Source organism: Microlunatus ginsengisoli (genome assembly GCF_039537205.1).
Taxonomy (GTDB): domain Bacteria; phylum Actinomycetota; class Actinomycetes; order Propionibacteriales; family Propionibacteriaceae; genus Microlunatus; species Microlunatus ginsengisoli.
The window spans coordinates 48,284-65,381 of the sequence record NZ_BAABAB010000036.1; the positions used below are offsets into that span (position 1 = coordinate 48,284).

Consider the following 17,098-nt stretch of genomic DNA (forward strand, 5'->3'; position numbering starts at 1 on the left):
CACCGATGCTCCTCTCCAACCGCGGCTTCGTGCCGTACCCGGAAACCTTCGCCACCGAGGAGACGACGGCCCAAGCGCTGCGCCGGCTCCGTGACATCCTGTGCGCCGACACGGCTGAAGCTGCTGATCTCGACCTCCTCGTCGCCGGGCTGGTGATCAACTCCGAGGAGTTCCCGCGCATCGGTGACCGCGCCGACCTGTGCGACACCTTCGTCAACTACATCCGGCTCCTCACCGAATGCCTTCAGCGGGCACCCGTCGCCCCCGCGCTCCGCGGGATCTCAGCCCTCGGAGCCGCGCTCCGCCACGAGCTGCTGCTCGGCTGGGTCAACCTGGACAAGGCCGCCCCGAAACATCACGCCATCACGGTCTTCGAAGCGCTCGCCGGCCGCGCCGACCTGCACGCCGCCATCGTGTCCGAGCTGGTCCGAAGCATCGTCAGCGACAACCCGCTGATGCCGATCGACGTGCGCGGGGAGGCCGCCGACCTCCTCTGCGCAACCTACCGGACCGATGATCACCAGATCGTCGCCGAACCGCTGCAGTCCGTGCTGAACGGCGACCGATCGAGCGGCTCGACCACCCTGCGGGAACGGGTCCTCGCCGGCACCGACACCATTGACACCCCCTTCGACTTTCCGACCAGCACGGAGGACCGAATCCAGGCACTGTGGCAAGGCTCGCTGAGCAAGACCCGTGAACGGGTCTTCGTCGACGTCGCACGGACCATCGCGCAGCTGGCCGAGGTGGATGAACGCTTCTCCGCCGATCATGCGGCCAGCCTCGCCGAACTGGCCCAGATCTACGACCAGCGTGGCGAATACCTGAGCCACCCAGACGCCGAGGCCATCGTCGCCGAGCGGCTCACGTCTCGGACCCGTCGCGTCGAGGACTACGTGGTGGATCCGCACCAGAAGCTGGCCGGGCAGACCGTGTCCAACCTGACCCGGATCGCCTCGTTCGCCCCGGAGGCCGTGTGGCCGGACCGCCGAGTTCGGCAGGCCTGGACAGCGTTCGCCCGAAGCGTGCTCGGGTTCAGCCGAGTGGCGAATCTCGGACTCGGCTGCAAGATGTACTTCACCCCGCACGGCTTCGACATGCCGAGCCTCGTCTACATCGGACAGGCCACCGTGATCGGGAAGGGCGCAGCGATCGACCTGAGCGGCGGTCTCGTCGTCGGACGCCGCAACTACACGTCCTCGTTCTGGTCCGACACCGACCTGCACGGCCATCTGCACACCGGTGACCACGCCAACGGCACCAGCGGCACGATGAGCCGGCTGACGATCGAGCCGTACGTCATGGTCCTGGACGACGACGTGTCATTCCCGCCGGGGCTCGGCTACATCGAAGCCGCGACCTACGCCGACGGCGCGCCCGACGCGGGTCGGATCCGCGGCTTCCGATCCTTGCGCGCTCAACCGACCAAGGCCATCCTCGACGCACCGATGCAGCCATGAGCACGCGGCCGCGGATCTTGCTCATCGGCACGCTCGACACGAAAGGATCCGAAATCGCCTACGTCCGCGACCGGCTGATCGCGCTCGGCGCCCGACCCACGGTGATCGACTCCGGCATCATGGGTTCCCCGCTCGACATCGTCCCCGACATCGACCGGCAGCACGTCGCCGCCGCTGCCGGCCGTTCGATCGACGCGGTCCGACGTGCGGGCAGCCGCGGGGCCGCCGTCACGCAGATGTCGGAGGGGCTGCGAAAAGTCTGCTCCGATCTGTGGGAGAGCGGTCACGCCGACGGGGCGCTGTGCCTTGGTGGGGCCGAGGGCGCCCTGCTCGGCGCTGCGGCGATGCAGATGCTCCCCGTCGGAGTGCCGAAGCTGATCATCACGCCGTGCGCTTCCGGGCGCCGCCGATTCGCCCCGTTCGTCGGCGAATCCGACATCACGCTGATGCACTCCGTGGTTGACATCATCGGACTGCACAGCCTGGCCCGCACGATCTTCGACAACGCGGCCGCAGCGGTTGTCGGCATGGCCCGCAATAGTTCCACCCATCGCGGAGCCGCGACGGCTGACGGCTTCCCCGCCCAAGTCGGGGTCACGATGCTCGGCAACACCACCCCCGGAGTCATGAGACTGCGAACAAGGCTCGACGACGCCGGATACGAGACAGTCGTCTTCCACGCCAACGGGGTCGGCGGAGCGCTGATGGAGCGAACGGCGGTCGGGGGTTCCTTCGCCGGCATCATCGACTACACCCTGGCCGAGATCTCGAACACGCTGATGGACGGAATCCTGACCGCCCCGCCCGAACGGCTCAGCATCTCCGCGGAATCCGCGCTCCCCCGCATCGTCGTGCCCGGTGGGGTCGACTTCTTCAACCAGCCGGCCCCGGTTCCCGCACAGTGGCAGTGCCGGCAGACCTATCACCACAACCCGTCGTCCACGCTGGTGCGGCTGCTCCCGGGAGAAATGCGTTCCGTCGGCGAGACCCTGGCACACCGCCTGAATGCGGCTCGCGGACCGGTCCGTGTCGTCGTCCCGACCCGCGGGTTCTCGTTGAACGACGTGCCCGGCGGTCGGCTCTGGAATCCCGACGCCGACGCTGCGTTCATCGACGCACTCACTTCTACACTGCAGCCCCACATTGCCGTCGATCTCGTCCCGACGCATGTCAACGACCCCGCGTTCGCCGACATCGTCGCCGAGCACTTCATCAGCCTGGTCCGACGCAGCAATTCGGCGCCCGACTCCCGACCCGCGGCGAGCGGCGGACGGCACTCACGTCAACCAAGTCCGGTCGGCGGTCCGTAGTCGATCGTGAGGTGCGCCCTTCCGGAGCGGCGGACGACAGGAAGGTCGTCGACGAGAGCTCGCACCCGGTCGAAGCGCCCCTCGCCGCCTTGACGGAAGAAGTGGTCTTCCGACCGTGTGCACCCAGGAGCCGCGCCGCCAGCAGAGAGGCCGGATGGCGGCCGCCCCGAGATACCACCGCGCACCAGCTCACGCCACGCAGCCACCCTGCCTCGCATGATCGTTCAGGCGGCGTCGCCCCGAGCCAGTTCGCGGTCCTCGCCGAGGTCCTCGACGTGCCGCATCGTCTTCACCTTGCGGGAGTCCTTCTCCTCGGTCTGGGCGTAGACCAGGACGCGGTGGCCGACGAGCCCGCGGATCCTCGCCCACAGGGCGGCGCCCTCGTCGGTGCTGAGCAGTTCGGTGCGGATCTCCTCCACGCCGTCCCGGTTGTACTTGCTGGCGGCGACCTTGAGCCGGACTAGGCCGCGTCGCAGCTCACCGCCGTCGGGCAGCGGATGATGCTCCACCTTGCCGCCGAGGACGGTGGCGACATAGGTCCGGCATTCGTCGAGCTGCTCAAGGGCCCGGCCGACGGCGCCGCGTTCCCTCGACATCAGGTACAGCTCGACGGCACGGTCGCGGACCTTCGCGGCGAAGGTCGACGGGTCCTCGATCGGGCCGAGGGAGGTCGCGGCGGCGGCGACCAGGGACAGCCTGTCGGCAGCGTCCACGGCGGTTTCCTTCCACGCGGGTGGGGCCGTCTCCGGTGCGGCCCGCAGTGACCGCTATGTGTGCGGCGCCCACGTGATCGCGGACAAAGCCGGACCGACAGCCCCTGCGAGCATCGTGGCAGGACCGACAAAGGCCGGACCTGTTCAAGCAGTTCCGCACCGAATCTTCACAGTCCAACGACTGAAGGATGTGTGTCGCGGGGAGGGCGATCTGGTCACCGCAACTTTCGGTGAGCGAGTGCCGCCGCTGCAGGCAACGACATGAGCTTCCCATCGGTTACTGCAGCTGTTTCGCGAATCCTGAGCGTGGCACCCAGATCTCTCTTTCTCAGACGGGCGAGTACCGCGCTCAGCCACAGCCGAGGGCGCCTCGATGGACGGCGAGGCTCTGGATGGGTTGGGCGCTGGGTCGGGCTGGGGTGACGCGTTTACGCCCGGGCCGGGGGGATACTGCGGTAGGTAGCGGTCCTGGTTGGAGGTGATGCCATGGCCTCGGGGGGAACGGAGGCGGCGGCCCGCCGGGTGGCGCTGCTGGCGGAGCGTGTGGCGGAGTTGGACGAGCGGATCGATCGGCTGTCGGCCGGCGAGGCTTCAACGCCTGAAGACGTGCGGCGCGCGCAGCTGCGGGCGCAGGCCGCGCGAGTTCACTTCAGTGAGGCGTCGGAGCGGCTGCAGACGGCGCAGCAGGCCGCCACCAGACGACGTCGCGGTCCTGGGCCGGCGTTGCCGTCGGTGATCGGCGTTACTCGGGCGGACCGACCCGACGGGACCCGGTCCGGCGACGGCGGCGGCGAGCGTTCGGTCGCGGATCGCGGGCTGCTAGATGTCGAGCGGCTTGGTGTGGGATATGACCGACTGCAGGCCGGGGTGGCCACGATCTTGGCCAGCCGAGGCTGGTCGGACGTGGGGGAATCGGAGCGCCGGCTCCGGCGGATATGGCTGGCGGTGACCGATCAGTGCCTGTCAGGTTCGTGGTCGGGCTGGGCCGGCGCGGTCTGTGCGGCCGCGCCGCAGCTGTTGGACAGCGTGGACGGGGCGGCGGTGACCGGTTTCGACGCCGACGGGACCCCGGATCCGCTAGCGGCCACCGACGAGTGGACTCGCACAGTGGAGGAGGTCCACCAGCTCATGGGTGAGGGCCCGGCGGTCACCGCGCACCAAGTTCAGGGCCTGGTCGTCGTGGACGATCTGGGGGCGGCGCAGGAGCGGTGGCCCGGATACGTGGCGGTGGCCGGTGAGAGTGGGCTGCAGAGCCTGTGGTCGTTCCCCCTCCGGCTCGGTGGCGTCGGCGTTGGCTGCCTGACGCTCTACCGTCGCACCCGGGCCTTACCTGACCGAGAAGAGCTGGACGACGCGGCGTTCCTGGCGCAGGTCGCCGCCACCGCCCTGCTGGGCGACCGTGACACCTGGGAGCACGGCGCGGACACCGCGCTGGCGTTGCCGGTTGTGCACATCGCCGCCGGCATCGTTTCCGTGCAGCTGAAGGTCAGCCTGCAGGAAGCCCTCTCCCGTATCCGCGGACACGTCCTCGGCAGCGGAGCATCACTTTCCGGCGTGGCGCGGGCCATCGTGGCGGGAGAACTGCACCTGTCCTGACGGGCGCCAAGTCGGCGTTCTGGGTATCGGCACGCCCGAATCTGCGCGCCATAATTTGGTCATGAACGACGAGCGACCTGACGACGAGTCCGAGTTGCAGCGACAGATCGACGACCTGCGGGAGCGCATGACCGCTAATCGTGCCGACATTGACTCGCTGCTCGGCCGCGCCGACGCGGCCAACCATCGGTCGAGCGCCATCGAGGCCCGCGCCGACGCCGCGGAGCAGCGGGCCGACGTGATCGAAGAGCGCGCCGCCGCGGCGGACCGCAGGGCCGACGTGAGCGAAGAGCTGTCTGCTGACGACCGGCGCAGGATCAGCGAGCTGGAGGCGCACGTCGATGTCGACCGGGCCATGATCCTCGAACTGCGGGCCGAGGGGCTGATCAGCCAACAGCATGCCGAGCAGTTGCAGGAGGCGCTGCGCACGTCACGCAGGATCGGGGCCGCCATTGGCATCGTGATGGCGAGCCGAAAGGTCAACGAAACGGATGCGTTTCTGCTCCTGACCAGGGCCAGCCAGAACACCAATCGCAAGGTCCGCGTCGTTGCGGACGAGGTGGTGGAGACGGGCGACATCAGCGACCTGCCCGGGAGCTAGATTGGCGGCTTTGGCCGCGCCCCGGGAGTGCGACGGTGCTGACTGCCCCGAGCACGACCCATCGAACATCTCCGAGCCCCCACCGGACGCCGCGGCGCAGCCCACAGCGACGCGAGAACTCGCGGAGCGGGCACCGGCGCGCGGCGCCGCCTTGACCTATCCAGAGCGGATCGGCAGCCTGGGCCACCGCAGGGCCACCGCGGCCGTGTTGTCGCCGCCGAATCCCGCCATGGGCCGGGACGCCATTTCGACACGGGACTGTCCGACAGTGCGCGCGGAGGCTCTGTTCGGGGCTGGGCGGAGGCCCCTCAGTCGACTTCATCCGGAATCGTTCGGCGGCCTGGCATTGGGGTGATCTCGATCTTGCGTGCGATGCCTTTTGGTCGGTCGAATACGTGAACCGACGAGTGCTTTTCGAACCGTCCACCTGCCGTGCGGCCGCACGATCTGTGTGTGTCGCTGTCTCCAGGTCGTCGCGATCGCGTGAGCCTCGAACGCTCAACGTCTCCGCAATCCGGCGAGCGGATCGGCCATCGGCACCGGAACCGGCGGGTCCGCGTCAACGCCTGGATCGGCTCCATCGGGAAGGTCTTCTTCGGCGATGTCGTTTCCCGTGCGGTCGGCTGCCGCGGGCGGGCGCGGCGGCCAGTCACCGAACTCCTCCTCGTCGACCGGATCGGCGCGGATGACTGCCCCGGCTGAACCACCGCCGCCACGCTCCGGCCCGATTCCGAACCACTCCTCGTCGGCACCGTCGTTCTCACGCGCCGGCCGAATCCCGCCCCGCGCATCCGGCCGGTCGTCCCACCCGTCCTCGCCGTCTTGATCATCCTCGTCGTGGGCCGACCCTGTGGCGGGTTCCCCTCCCTGGTACGGACCGGAAGCAGTCTCCGGCCCACCCCCGCCAAGATCAAAAGGCTCCCTTTCCCGGTCGGCCCGGCGGCCCGGAGGTTGATCAACACTGCGGCCGGGGAGCGTCGCCTCCCCGTCCCGGCCAATCCCGTCCTCGGCGCCGACAACGATCGACCAGTCGACGTCGATGTCGTCGACCAGCTCGGGCAGCTCGAGGCCGTCGAACAGGTCCAGGGTGTCGTCGACCTCAACCGGTGCCGTCTCGGGCATACCGTCGACGACCCGCGCGCCGGCTACCCTCTCCTCGCCGTCTCGCTCGTCGGTGATCACGAACTCCGCCCCCGCGGTGGGGTCCATCCGGTGCGGCTCGATGTCGAGCCGATCCTGCTCGGCGACCTTGTCGACATGGTGCTCCAGCCAGGTCCGGTACTCACCGGTCGGGGCGTACCAGAACTGGACGAGCCGGGCCTCCCCCACCACCGGCTCGTAGACGCCGCGGCCCCTCGGCACCGTTTCGCCCGGATCGGGCGCGGTCTCCGGCTGCCGCAGCGCCGACATCCGCTCGCCGTGGTTAGCTTTGCCGAGCAGGATCCGGTTGCTGTTCACCTTCAGGTCCGCGATCGACGCGGGCAGCCGCATCTTCGAGGTGAGCGCCTGCGTCATCAGCACCAGGTGGAATCCGGCCGAGCGGGCCTCCGCGCCGATCCTGCCCGCCAGGTAGGCGATCCGCGCCTTCGCGCTGTACGCGGCCAGCGCTTCCAGCCGGGCCGCCTCCAGGTCCGGGTTCGGCTCCGACCGGGTGGCGGGGCGCTCCGCCGACGAGATCAGGCCGAAGAACTCGTCGACGACGACGAACACGTCCGGCGGCCGGATCGCCGCCGGCAGGGCGTGCACCGACCCGACACCGTGGGCGGCGTTCAGGTCGCGGCGGCGCTGCACCTCCGCGTACAGGGCGGTCATGGTGGCCGCGGCGTCGGCCAGGTCTCCGGCCATCCGCAGGCACCACGGCTCGGCGTAGCGGAAGTCGGCGCAGCCCTTCTGCACGTCCACGACCACGACCTGCGCCCCGCCTGCCAGCGCCCCCTGAATGATGGCCTGCCCGGCGGTCGTCTTGCCGCCGCCGGAGGTGCCGACCAGCAACAGGTGGGCGACCTCGGTCAGGTCCATCGCCACCGGTTCGCCGTCGATTCCGTCGGCGAACGCGATCCGGTGCTCGCCCGGGTCCGCCCCGAACCGGTACGGCGCCACCGCCGGCATCGGGTCGGTCCGCGCGGCCAGCACGGTGACCGTGGATGGCTCGGCGCCGGGCCCGATCTCGACGAAGCCGTTCTCCGACCCGGTCGCCAGCTTCCCTTTCGCCGACCGGAGCCGGGCCAGGTCCAGACCGGCCGGGATCCGGAACACCAGCTCGGAAACGGCGTCGTTGCTTGGTAGGGCCCGGACCGACAGCAGCGCCGGCAGGGCGCCGTCGGCGCCGGTGCAGCGGGCGTCGCGCCACACCTGCTCCCAGTCGTGGGCGGCGAGCTCGGCCCGCGGCTGCGGCCCCAGCCGCGCCCCGGCCAGGTCGACGCCGGCGACGAGGCGGCAGTCGTTGCCGTCCTCCACGATCCGCAGCCACGGCACCCCGAGGGTGATCGCCAGCTGCTTGCGCCGGGCCCGCAGGTCGGCCAGCGTGACCCCGTCGTACAGCCGGACCCGGGCCTCCCAGATGTGGCCCGTCGATCCGGGCTCGGTGAGGCAGCGGACCGCGTAGGTCTCCGGCTGGGCGAGCCTGGCCGCGCGGAACGCCGCGTTGACCCGGCCGGCCAGCAGCGGCAGCGCGGCCGCCGGCGGCACCGGTCCGAGCGCGGTGATCCGCGGCACCGCCCCTCGCGAGTAGTGAACCTGGAACGCCATCGGGTGACGTTCGCCGGGCCGGTTCGACGACCGGTCCGGGAACGCGGTGACCGCGACGAACCCCATCGAGTCCATCGCGGAGGTCAGCTTGGCCTCCCGGCCGAAGAAGTCCCGTGGGTCCTGGCCCTGCCGCACCACGAACGGCTGGGTGACGATCTCGACCCCGCCGGGCAGGGTGACGGTGCTGCGCACGTTGTGCTTCGGGGTCGGCGGGTTGGCGTCGGAGCCGAGCACCGCCGCCCACACCCGGACCCACCAGTCGTCGACGGTGAGGTTCTCCAGCATCTGGCCCGGCCCGTCGACGCCGGCCGGCAGCGGCGCGGGCAGCCGGTCCGGGTCGATCCGGGCGCTCCCGTCGGTCAGCGCGCCCGCGTACATCACACCCTGCCCGTGCAGCCGGCCGCCGGTGGCGCGGTGGTCGGCAAGCACCTCGCAGCCCAGCGATGCGGCCATCGGTGCGGTCAGGTTGAGCCGGACCTGCACCATGTCCATGCCGATCGGCGACGTCCACTCCACCGCCCACGCCTGCCGTCCCCTCGAGGGACCGTCCCCACCGTCGACCTCCGGTGCAGGTTCATCCCCGTCCACACTGCCCGACCCACGCGCGAGCGTCGGCGGCCTGCTGATCCGTGTCGCGCCGACCAGCAGCATCCGCGCCCAGCCGGTCGACTCCGCTGCCCACGCCATCGCCGACTCCAGCGCCGGCCCGACCAGCTCCTGGCCGACCGCCGGGTCGGTGATGTCGACCAGCCCGCCCGGCCAGCGGACCGCACGGAAGCCGAGCGTCGACGCGGTGCCCGGCACCGCTTCGTCGGTCGCCGGGTCGGTCCGCGGCAGCGGCAGCAGCGCCAACCGGACCGAGTCGTCGCCCAGGGTGGGTCGCAGCCGGTCCGCGAGGGCCAATACCTTGTCCGCCGGGTGGCCCGGGTTGCAGCCGAACGTCTCCACGATCACCGTCCCGTTCGGGCCGTCGAGCGCGTGGCGGTCGACCAGCCGGGGCGCCGGGTCGACCTTCACCACCGCCCACCGCTCCGCCCACTCGGCCCGGGCCCGGACCAGTGCCCGCCAGTTCGCCAGCGCGAGCCGTTGCCAGCCGGGCCCGAGCAGCGCCACCGCTCCGAGCAGGACGGCGGGCACAACGAACCACCAGCCCGGGGTGCTGGGGAACTCGCGCAGCGGCGCCGGCCACGGCAACGGTCCCGCACCGGGCACCTCGAACCCCAGCAGAGCGCGCCGGAGACCCGACCAGACCGGCAGGGAAGCCACCCGGACCGCGACGGCGGCGGCCGCCGCGCCGGCCAGCAGCCCCGCCGTTCCCAGCAGCACGCTGCGGACCGGCGACCGGGCCAGCAGACCCGGCAGGGTGTCGACCCTGGTCCCTGGGCACGGCTCGCCACTCCCGCCCGCCTTCCGGCCGGAGCCGGCCACGGCGGCGACGACCAGCGCGGCCAACCCGCCGTCCACCCACCGGGTCACCGGCCACGCCTGCGGGACCAGCCAGACCAACACGCCGACCAGGACCGCGACCAGCGACGACGCCAGCACCGGCCAGCCCGGCGCGAGCGTGGCCGGGTTCAGGCAGGCGTCCCGCAGGTCGACGGCCAGCAGGTAGCGGTCCAGCCGCCGCTGCTCCAGTTCCGAACCGACCGTCGGCCGCCCGTCCCGCCTGGGTCCGGTCAGCTCCGGCGGGACGACCGCGCTGCCGCGCACGATGATCGCCAGCCACACCGCCGCCGCGCCGGGCAGGCCCAGCCACCACAGCAGCAGGCACAGAGCCGGGCCCGCGACAACAACGGTCAGCACCGACCCGAGCAGCGACGGCGTGGTCTCGGACCTGCGCACGCCCACTGTCTGCTCCTCGCCTGATCCGCAGCATTGCGGCCCGAGGGTCCGGGCCGTTCTCACCTGGATCCATGCGGCCGACCGGCCGTGCGCTCAGAGGCGAGCCGGACCGACGGGCTAGCAGGCTTCGCCGAAAGGGTCCTTGTCAAGCCCGTACGGATCGCCGCTCGTCAGCGCCCGCGGATGGCTCAAGCCCTGCGGGGCCCTCGGTCCGAGGCAACCGCCACAGAGTCAGCGCGCCGACCGCGCCTGGAGACCAACAGGCTCGACAACCCCTCTACCAACGCCTGGTCGGCGGTCCGGACCCGTCCCGCGCCGAACCTGCGGGGGCGGGTCATCGACCGGACGGCCCAGCCGAACGTGCGGCCGGAGACGACCGGGCTGTCGCCCGCCCTTCCCAGCAAGAGGAGCGGCGCGCTGGCGCCCGACGGCCAGACGACGACCGTCGGCGCTGCGAATACGGCGTCGAGGCCCAACCCGCGTAGGTAGCCGCCGAGCCGGTCGACAGCCAGTGTCGTCGTCCGCTTCTCCGCCGGCTCGAACCTGGCCATGCCGCGGAACGCGCGTCCGCCGACCCGCCAGTACACCCCAGGTGCCCACACTTTCGTGTCGACCACCCACACGGTGCGGCCGGCCACGACCAGATGATCGATGTTCGCCCGCGAGCCGGGGATGATCAGGTCGTGCAGCACCGTCGCGCCGCCCGTCCGTCGGCAGGCAACGTCCAGCAGGGCGGCGGTCCTCCGCTCCCCCTCCCGGCCGATCCTGGCGGTCGCCGCGTTCCGGGCCCAGGTCGCGTTGTCCAGGCCACCGCCTGGTGTGCCGATGGACCGGCCGAGTGGAACTGGGGTACGCACAAAGTCAAGGTGTGCGGCGAGCGATCCCTCCTGCGGCACTGGCGAACTCGCGATCAACTGCGCGAGTGAACGCTGTCGTCCGCTTGCTCGGCTTCGCCGGGCCCCCCGATGGACCTGATCTTGGTCTGCGCGATCGGCTCTCTGGGGTTCAGGAAATGGGGTCACCGGCCCCGACCGGCTTAGGTCCATTGGCGACCGGCTTGGACCGGAGTACCTGCGGGCAGTCTTCGGCTTCGCTTCAATTCGCCGAGCACTTATCCCCAGAGGTTGTCGCACTTGTTCGTGATCCAGTCAAGATCGGCCTGGCTCGGCTGATGCCCTACACCAAGCGACCGTTCGATCGAACGCTCGAGAGAACGATGGGTGTTGATCTGGTCGCAGACTGCCTTCGCGGCCGTGTACTTGTTGTAGCAGATGACGAAGAGGACGATGGCGACGATCGCCAACGCGACAGACGGGAGGTAGGCGGAGCCTTCCTTGCCTTCCTTCTTGGCGTCCCATGCGTGGTGCGCGGCAATCCCGGCGAGAGCCAGCGGTATGCCGACGGTGAGCCCCCGAAGAGAATTGGACCCAGAGCAAGAGCGACATCGAACAACCAGCGCTCCATCGCACCTCCCGCGGCGGACATCTTCATTGACTCCCACCCGACCAGCTCAGAGCGTAGTCAATCCGGCTCGCGAGTACCGGCACTAACGCAAACTCGACCGGGAGCCTCAAGAGCCGCACGGATGCGTTTGCCAGAGTCAGCCGTGAGCTTCACGGTTTGAGCACCGTGATCTGCTTCGCCGACACGCGCGCCTGTCCTGAGGCGAGAGCGCTGATCTGGATCACGGCGGCCGGCTGGCCCGGCGTGGACCCGCAGACCGGGCAGGCGTGTCCGCGTCGGTGGTGGTCACCGCAGTCGGCGCACAGGGTTGCGATCCGGTCGGCCGCAGTCTCGCCGTCCATCCGCTGCCCGGGCATCAAGATCACGTCGCCGACTTGGTCGACCTCCGCTTCCGCCTTCACCAGCTCGGCCGCGTACACCCGGTGCCAGGTGTCGGCCGGCACCAGGTCCTTCAACGCGGCCAGCGAGCGGTGGTAGGCGCGCTGCCGGACCGTCCGGGCGCGGGTCCGCGCCCGGGTCTCGTACTGCCGCCGATGATCGCACTTGCGACAGTACGGGCGCTTGCCGGTGCCCTTCGAGGCGTCGTAGAACTGCTCGAGGGGCTTGGTCTGGCCGCACTCCTTGCAGCGCTTCGTCCCGGCCGGGACCGTCTCGCCAACAGCTGACCCGGAACCCACGCGCGGATCCGCTGCCTGGGGCGTGCGGTCGGCGGTGAACTTGTCGGTCTTCGCGGGAGCGGCGGTGATGATCATGTCCGCGCCGTGTGCGGCGCCGCCCGGTTCGTCGACGCGCGGAACCGCACCAGCCCAGGGCCGCACTTCGGTGCATCGCCTGTCGACGGACGGGGTGTCGGTGGCCGGCGGTCAGAGCCAGCCGACCGCAGTCAGCGTGAGCATGACCGCCAGGATGACGGCCAGGGCGATCACGGCGATCCCGCCCGGCCCGTGGGAGAACCACGCACCGACCTCGGCCCGGCGCCGACCCAGGTCGCCGCGACGTTCGTCGACCGGGTCGTTCACCGGCAGCTCCTCGGGTGTCCACGGCGGCCAGGCCGCGACCGGCCGGTCACAGGCCGCGGAGCCGGGCCGGCGGCAGCGGTGCCGAGGCCGCGCCGGCGGGGACGCCGAAGCCGGGGCCTTTCAGCCGGTCGGGCCGGGCCGACACCGGGATCGGGAAGTGGTCGTGTCCGCGTTCGGCGATCATGACCTGCCACATCCGGACACCCCGCTCGGGGTCCCGGGCCCAGTGCGGCACCCCGACCAGGGACTGGACGTTGTCGATGACTGCGGTGAAGTCGGCCCGGTCGCGGGCCGGATCGAACCCGGTCGCGAAGCCGCCGGTGCCGGGGTCGCGGGCCAGCCAGCGGTGTTCCTGCCACAGGGCGTCCGGGGGTCCGCTGGGGGTGAGGCAGCGCAGGTCGAGGAAGTTCCCGGACAGCTGGTGGCGGCCGGGGAACCATTCGCGCCAATCGGCGATGCCGATCCGCTCGGCGACCCGGTTCCCGACCCAGCCCGGGTAGCGGCGGGTCATCTGGTTGATGATCGTGCCCGCCGCCGCCCGGGTCGCCTTGCCGCCGGCGCCGTGCCGCTCGACCGGGTCGGCGACGACGAACACGACGACCAGGCCGGAGTCCTCGAGCGGCAGGTCGGCCAGCAGCCGGCACCAGCGCTCCACCTTCGACTTGAACGTGCCGGTGGTGGTGGCGGTGATCTCGACCGCGACGCGCAACCCGTCGTTGCGGATCAGGGTGAGGTCGGCGGCGCGGTTGTCGGCGTCCGGGAGGGCGCGGCCCAGCCCGGAGCCGGCGAGCAGGTCGATCGTGGACAGGTTCTCCCCGACCACGGCGCCGACATCGTCTGCGTACTCCTGCAGCCGCAGCCCGAGCTCGGCGGCCAGCAGGTTGTGCCGGTCGAACTGGGAGGCGGCGCTCCACGGCCGGCCGCCGGTGACGCTCACCCACTCCGGCCAGGTCAGGTGCGGGGCGAGGTGCTTGTCGAACACGGTCGTGTTGCTGGGCCGGTAGACGACGGTCCGCGGCTGCGGGTACTTGCTCTGGCGGAGCACGCCGTTGAACGCGCCCACGTCGATCAGCCCGGCCCGGTACAGGGTGAACGGGACCTGCCGCTCGAAGTCGAGCACGGTCAGGTCGCCGGTGACCGCGGCGGCCTGCTCCGCCGACAGGGTCCGCCAGAAGCCGGCGGCGCCGAGCAGCCGCAGCCGGCGCTGCCAGCCTTCCGGCTTCAACGCCAGCCGGCGGGCCTCTGACCCGGGCCGCGACATCCGCCGCGACATCGACACCAGCCCGGCCCGCTGCTGCGCGTCGACGGTGTCGGCGGTCATCCATGACAGGCTCGACGAGCGTCCCCACAGCGCGTCCCAGTACGGGTCGAACCGGTTCGGGCAGGTCACCTCCGGGTGCGGGCAGCGGGACCTGAACCGGTCGGCCCGGCGGCTGTCGGCTGGGGCCAGGTCGGCCGGCGGCAGGTCGGTGCCGCCGCGGCTGGGTGTCCAGTCCCCGAACGGCCGCCCGCGCCCGGGCGCCGTCGCCGGCCCGGTCACAGCTCGATCCCGTCGTCCTCGAACACGGCCGGCCCGTGCTGGGCGACGTCCACCCGATGATCATCGCCGGTTCGGCCACGCCCGGGATGATCAAGACCGGCATGACCAGCACCGCCATGATCAGCACCGGCATGATCAGCACGGGCATGATCAGCACGGGGGGCCTGCGGGGTGTAGCCGAGCAGGCGCACGGTCTCCTCCGGGTCGGCGTCGAAGTGGTGGACTGAGCAGCTGAACGACGGCAGCAGCCGCCGGTTCACGTCGAGCCGGCAGACAGCGGTGAACGGGGCGAGGTTGCGGATGTCGTCGGCGCTGTAGGTGTCCTCGCCCTGGGACAGCTGCTCGGCGACCGAGCGGGCCGCCGGCACCGACTCCTGCCGGAAGGAGATCAGGTTCGGAAACGTGAGGAAGACGTCGCGGACCTGCGCCGGCAGCTGCTCGGTGCGCTGCGTGGCAAGGTGCAGCCGCACCCCGTAGGAACGGCCCTGGTCGCGGAGCCAGGCGATCGGCTCGGCGGAGCTGGCGGCCTGCACGGCGAGCTCGTCGGAGAACACGCTCAGCCACCGGTCCCGGTCCCGCCAGCCGGAGCAGAGCCGTTTCGCCGCGGTCCACAGGCCGAACATCAGCATCCCGGCGAGCAGGTGGCCGGACCGCTCGTCCAGCAGCCCGCCGCCCCCGCCGGCCGTGGGACACGACCCGGCGCCGGTGTCGACGACGACGCTGCGGTGGCCGGTGATGATCTCGTCCCAGCCGATCCGCGGACGGTCCTCGTCCCACCACGAGCCGAGCTTGGCGAGCGCGTCCAGCTTGTTCCGGGCGGCCTCGGTGGCGGTCCGGAACGCCGACGACGTGAACGGCTCGAAGATGATCTTGAGCTTCTCCACCGCCGCCAGCCGGGCCGGGTCCGCGGTCCGCGCGGCCTCGCTGCGCAGCGCCCCGAACAGCTCCTTCGCCAGGGTCTCCCCCGCCCCGCCGCACAACACGTGCGCCAGCCGGACCGGGTGCCGCACCGGGCCGAGCTCCGGCACCCGGGCGCAGGTCTCGGCGTCGGCGGCCAGCGCCCCGGCGAAGACGGCGGTCAGGGTCTCCTGCGACCGGGCCATGATCGACCCGTCCTCGAACGCGTACACCATGGCGTCGACGAACCCGACCGCCGCCCGCACCGGGTCGGTGTGCCGGGCGAACATGTCGATGGCGAGCCCGGCCGGGTCGGCGACGCTCACCACGTCCAACCGGTCGCCGGCCAGCGCCGCCCAGGACCGCATCCGGTCCACCTCGTCGCCTTTCGTGTCGAACGCGACCATCGTGTTGTCCCTCCCCGGCCAGCCGGGTCGGCCGGACGGCTGGGCCCGGTCCAGCACCGACGCCAGCCACAGCCCGGTCAGGAGCTTCGTCTTGCCGAACCCCGGGCCGCCGGTGATCGCCACCCCGAAGCCCATGTCGGCCGCCGACAGGTGCACCAGGGCGTGGTCCGGCCCGTCGGGCCCGGGATGCCCGCCGCCCGGGCCGGCGTGCCCGATCACCGGGCCGATGTCGGCCAGCACCGCCGGCGGCACACCCCGGTCCCGGGTCTCCGCCGACCCGGACAGGGCGCCCGACTGGGGGGCGACGACCGCGGCCACCACGGCCGGGCCGACCAGGAACGCCGCCGGGTGCAGCGGGTAGTCGCCGTCGAACTGGTTCCGTCCGCCCCGGCCGTCGGCGTCCGGCGGCTGCTCCCGGTGCGGCGGCCGGACCGGGCCCCTGTGCCGTGGCGGGTCGGGGAACACGCCGTCCAGGGCGCGCGCGGCCAGCACCGGCCACGACGACCCGTGTCCCCGCAGCCTCGCGATCAGGATCGCGGCGGAAACCAGCGCGAGAGCCACCGGAACGCAGGTGAGCACGGTCGGCGCCCCCAGCAGACCGGCGGTGCCGGCCAGCACCCCGTGCCCGGTGTCCCGACCGCTGGCCAGCAGGGCCTGCAGCCCGGCGCGGATCCTGCCCGCGAACCCTGCCGTCGCGGCGGCGGCAGCGAACGCGCCGACGGCGAGCGCCGGCAGCACGGTGCCGGTCAGCCGGACCCACGGCAGCCGCCCGGCCCGGACCCGCACCGACAGGTCGAACCCGGGCAGCGAGGCGACCGTCTGCTCCAGCAACGCCGTCACCGCCGCGACGTCCGGGCCGCCGGCGAGCAGGGACACCGCCAGCGGCCGGGACCCTGCCGAGTGGTGCACCGGATTCTGGGTGCCGAGACGGTGCACCAGCCAACGCCGCCACGCCCGCCGTTCGACGTTCCGCGGCGGCCGCAGGCACACCGCCACCCACTGCCCGGGCCGCAGCGACCCGGCCAGCAGCCGGGCCACTTCGGCCGGGTTGGCACCGGCCTGCACGGCGTGCGCCGGTGGTGCGTCCGGGTCCCGCTCGCACCAGCCGACCACGTGGGCCCGCGGCAACACCAGGCCGTGCCGGTCGGCGACCAGACCCGCCCCCGAAGCGGCGTCGTCATCCCGCGTGTCGCGCAGCAAAGAGGCGCCAGGTTGACAGGCGGCGAGCTGGACCGCTTTCGCACCGACGGCCTGCGCCAGCGCGACCGCGCCGGTGTCGCCCAGCCTGGCCGGTCCGGTCAGCTGCGACACGACACCGCCGGACGCGGTGCGCGACACCACCAGCGTCACGGCCCCGCCGTCCGGCACCGCGGCGGCGAAGGCGGCGGCACGCTGCTCGAAGGTGCGCGGGTTGGCGTCGATCGCCTCGACCCGCTGCATCCGCCAGGTGCGGCGCAGGGACCGTCGGCGGCTGCCCATGACGTTTCGCACACCGCTACCC

The 17,098-nt window shown here is 71.8% G+C and carries 12 protein-coding genes; 4 read left to right on the forward strand and 8 right to left on the reverse strand.

Annotated features, from left to right (window positions below):
* Positions 1-5: 5 nt before the first annotated feature.
* The gene (locus ABD747_RS20765) at positions 6-1,460 is read left to right on the forward strand and encodes a hypothetical protein (protein ID WP_344808204.1); all 1,455 of its coding nucleotides are present in this window, start codon (positions 6-8) and stop codon (positions 1,458-1,460) included.
* Positions 1,457-2,770, forward strand: coding sequence for a Tm-1-like ATP-binding domain-containing protein (locus tag ABD747_RS20770; RefSeq protein ID WP_344808206.1), 1,314 nt, complete (start codon positions 1,457-1,459; stop codon positions 2,768-2,770). Before ABD747_RS20765 ends, ABD747_RS20770 begins: the two co-directional genes overlap by 4 nt.
* 224 nt (positions 2,771-2,994) lie before the next feature.
* On the opposite strand, the gene ABD747_RS20775 is transcribed toward ABD747_RS20770, so the two are convergent.
* Positions 2,995-3,483, reverse strand: a complete 489-nt coding sequence (locus tag ABD747_RS20775; protein ID WP_344808208.1) for a hypothetical protein — start codon at positions 3,481-3,483, stop codon at positions 2,995-2,997.
* A 486-nt stretch (positions 3,484-3,969) separates the two neighbouring features.
* Between ABD747_RS20775 and ABD747_RS20780 the strand changes: the two genes are divergently transcribed.
* The gene (locus ABD747_RS20780; RefSeq protein WP_344808210.1) at positions 3,970-5,079 is read left to right on the forward strand and encodes a GAF domain-containing protein; all 1,110 of its coding nucleotides are present in this window, start codon (positions 3,970-3,972) and stop codon (positions 5,077-5,079) included.
* A 61-nt stretch (positions 5,080-5,140) separates the two neighbouring features.
* Positions 5,141-5,680, forward strand: coding sequence for an ANTAR domain-containing protein (locus ABD747_RS20785; RefSeq protein ID WP_344808212.1), 540 nt, complete (start codon positions 5,141-5,143; stop codon positions 5,678-5,680).
* A gap of 498 nt (positions 5,681-6,178) precedes the next feature.
* Here ABD747_RS20785 and ABD747_RS20790 read toward each other — a convergent pair whose 3' ends face one another.
* From ABD747_RS20790 to ABD747_RS20820, 7 genes are all read right to left on the reverse strand, one after another.
* Complete coding sequence (locus ABD747_RS20790) at positions 6,179-10,276, reverse strand: FtsK/SpoIIIE domain-containing protein (RefSeq protein ID WP_344808214.1); 4,098 nt, start codon at positions 10,274-10,276, stop codon at positions 6,179-6,181.
* A gap of 182 nt (positions 10,277-10,458) precedes the next feature.
* A complete protein-coding gene (locus ABD747_RS20795; protein ID WP_344808216.1) occupies positions 10,459-11,127 on the reverse strand; it encodes a nuclease-related domain-containing protein in 669 nt (222 codons plus the stop codon).
* A 254-nt stretch (positions 11,128-11,381) separates the two neighbouring features.
* Complete coding sequence (locus tag ABD747_RS20800) at positions 11,382-11,771, reverse strand: hypothetical protein (RefSeq protein WP_344808217.1); 390 nt, start codon at positions 11,769-11,771, stop codon at positions 11,382-11,384.
* A gap of 112 nt (positions 11,772-11,883) precedes the next feature.
* Positions 11,884-12,486 carry a hypothetical protein gene (locus tag ABD747_RS20805; RefSeq protein ID WP_344808219.1) on the reverse strand — a complete coding sequence of 201 codons (603 nt, stop codon included), beginning with the start codon at positions 12,484-12,486 and terminating at the stop codon, positions 11,884-11,886.
* A gap of 111 nt (positions 12,487-12,597) precedes the next feature.
* The gene (locus ABD747_RS20810; protein ID WP_344808221.1) at positions 12,598-12,753 is read right to left on the reverse strand and encodes a hypothetical protein; all 156 of its coding nucleotides are present in this window, start codon (positions 12,751-12,753) and stop codon (positions 12,598-12,600) included.
* Positions 12,754-12,799: 46 nt separating this feature from the next.
* Positions 12,800-14,293: a hypothetical protein gene (locus tag ABD747_RS20815; RefSeq protein WP_344808223.1), complete on the reverse strand. Its 1,494-nt coding sequence runs from the start codon at positions 14,291-14,293 to the stop codon at positions 12,800-12,802.
* Entirely contained in the window at positions 14,290-17,088 is a 2,799-nt protein-coding gene (locus tag ABD747_RS20820; RefSeq protein ID WP_344808225.1) for a type IV secretory system conjugative DNA transfer family protein, read from the reverse strand. Before ABD747_RS20820 ends, ABD747_RS20815 begins: the two co-directional genes overlap by 4 nt.
* Positions 17,089-17,098: the final 10 nt, after the last annotated feature.

Excerpts from the sequence above, each read along its gene's own strand:
- ABD747_RS20765 (WP_344808204.1), top strand. The coding sequence starts at position 6 with ATGCTCCTCTCCAACCGCGGCTTCGTGCCGTACCCGGAAACCTTCGCC.
- ABD747_RS20770 (WP_344808206.1), top strand. The coding sequence starts at position 1,457 with ATGAGCACGCGGCCGCGGATCTTGCTCATCGGCACGCTCGACACGAAA.
- ABD747_RS20780 (WP_344808210.1), top strand. The coding sequence starts at position 3,970 with ATGGCCTCGGGGGGAACGGAGGCGGCGGCCCGCCGGGTGGCGCTGCTG.
- ABD747_RS20785 (WP_344808212.1), top strand. The coding sequence starts at position 5,141 with ATGAACGACGAGCGACCTGACGACGAGTCCGAGTTGCAGCGACAGATC.
- ABD747_RS20805 (WP_344808219.1), bottom strand. The coding sequence starts at position 12,486 with ATGATCATCACCGCCGCTCCCGCGAAGACCGACAAGTTCACCGCCGAC.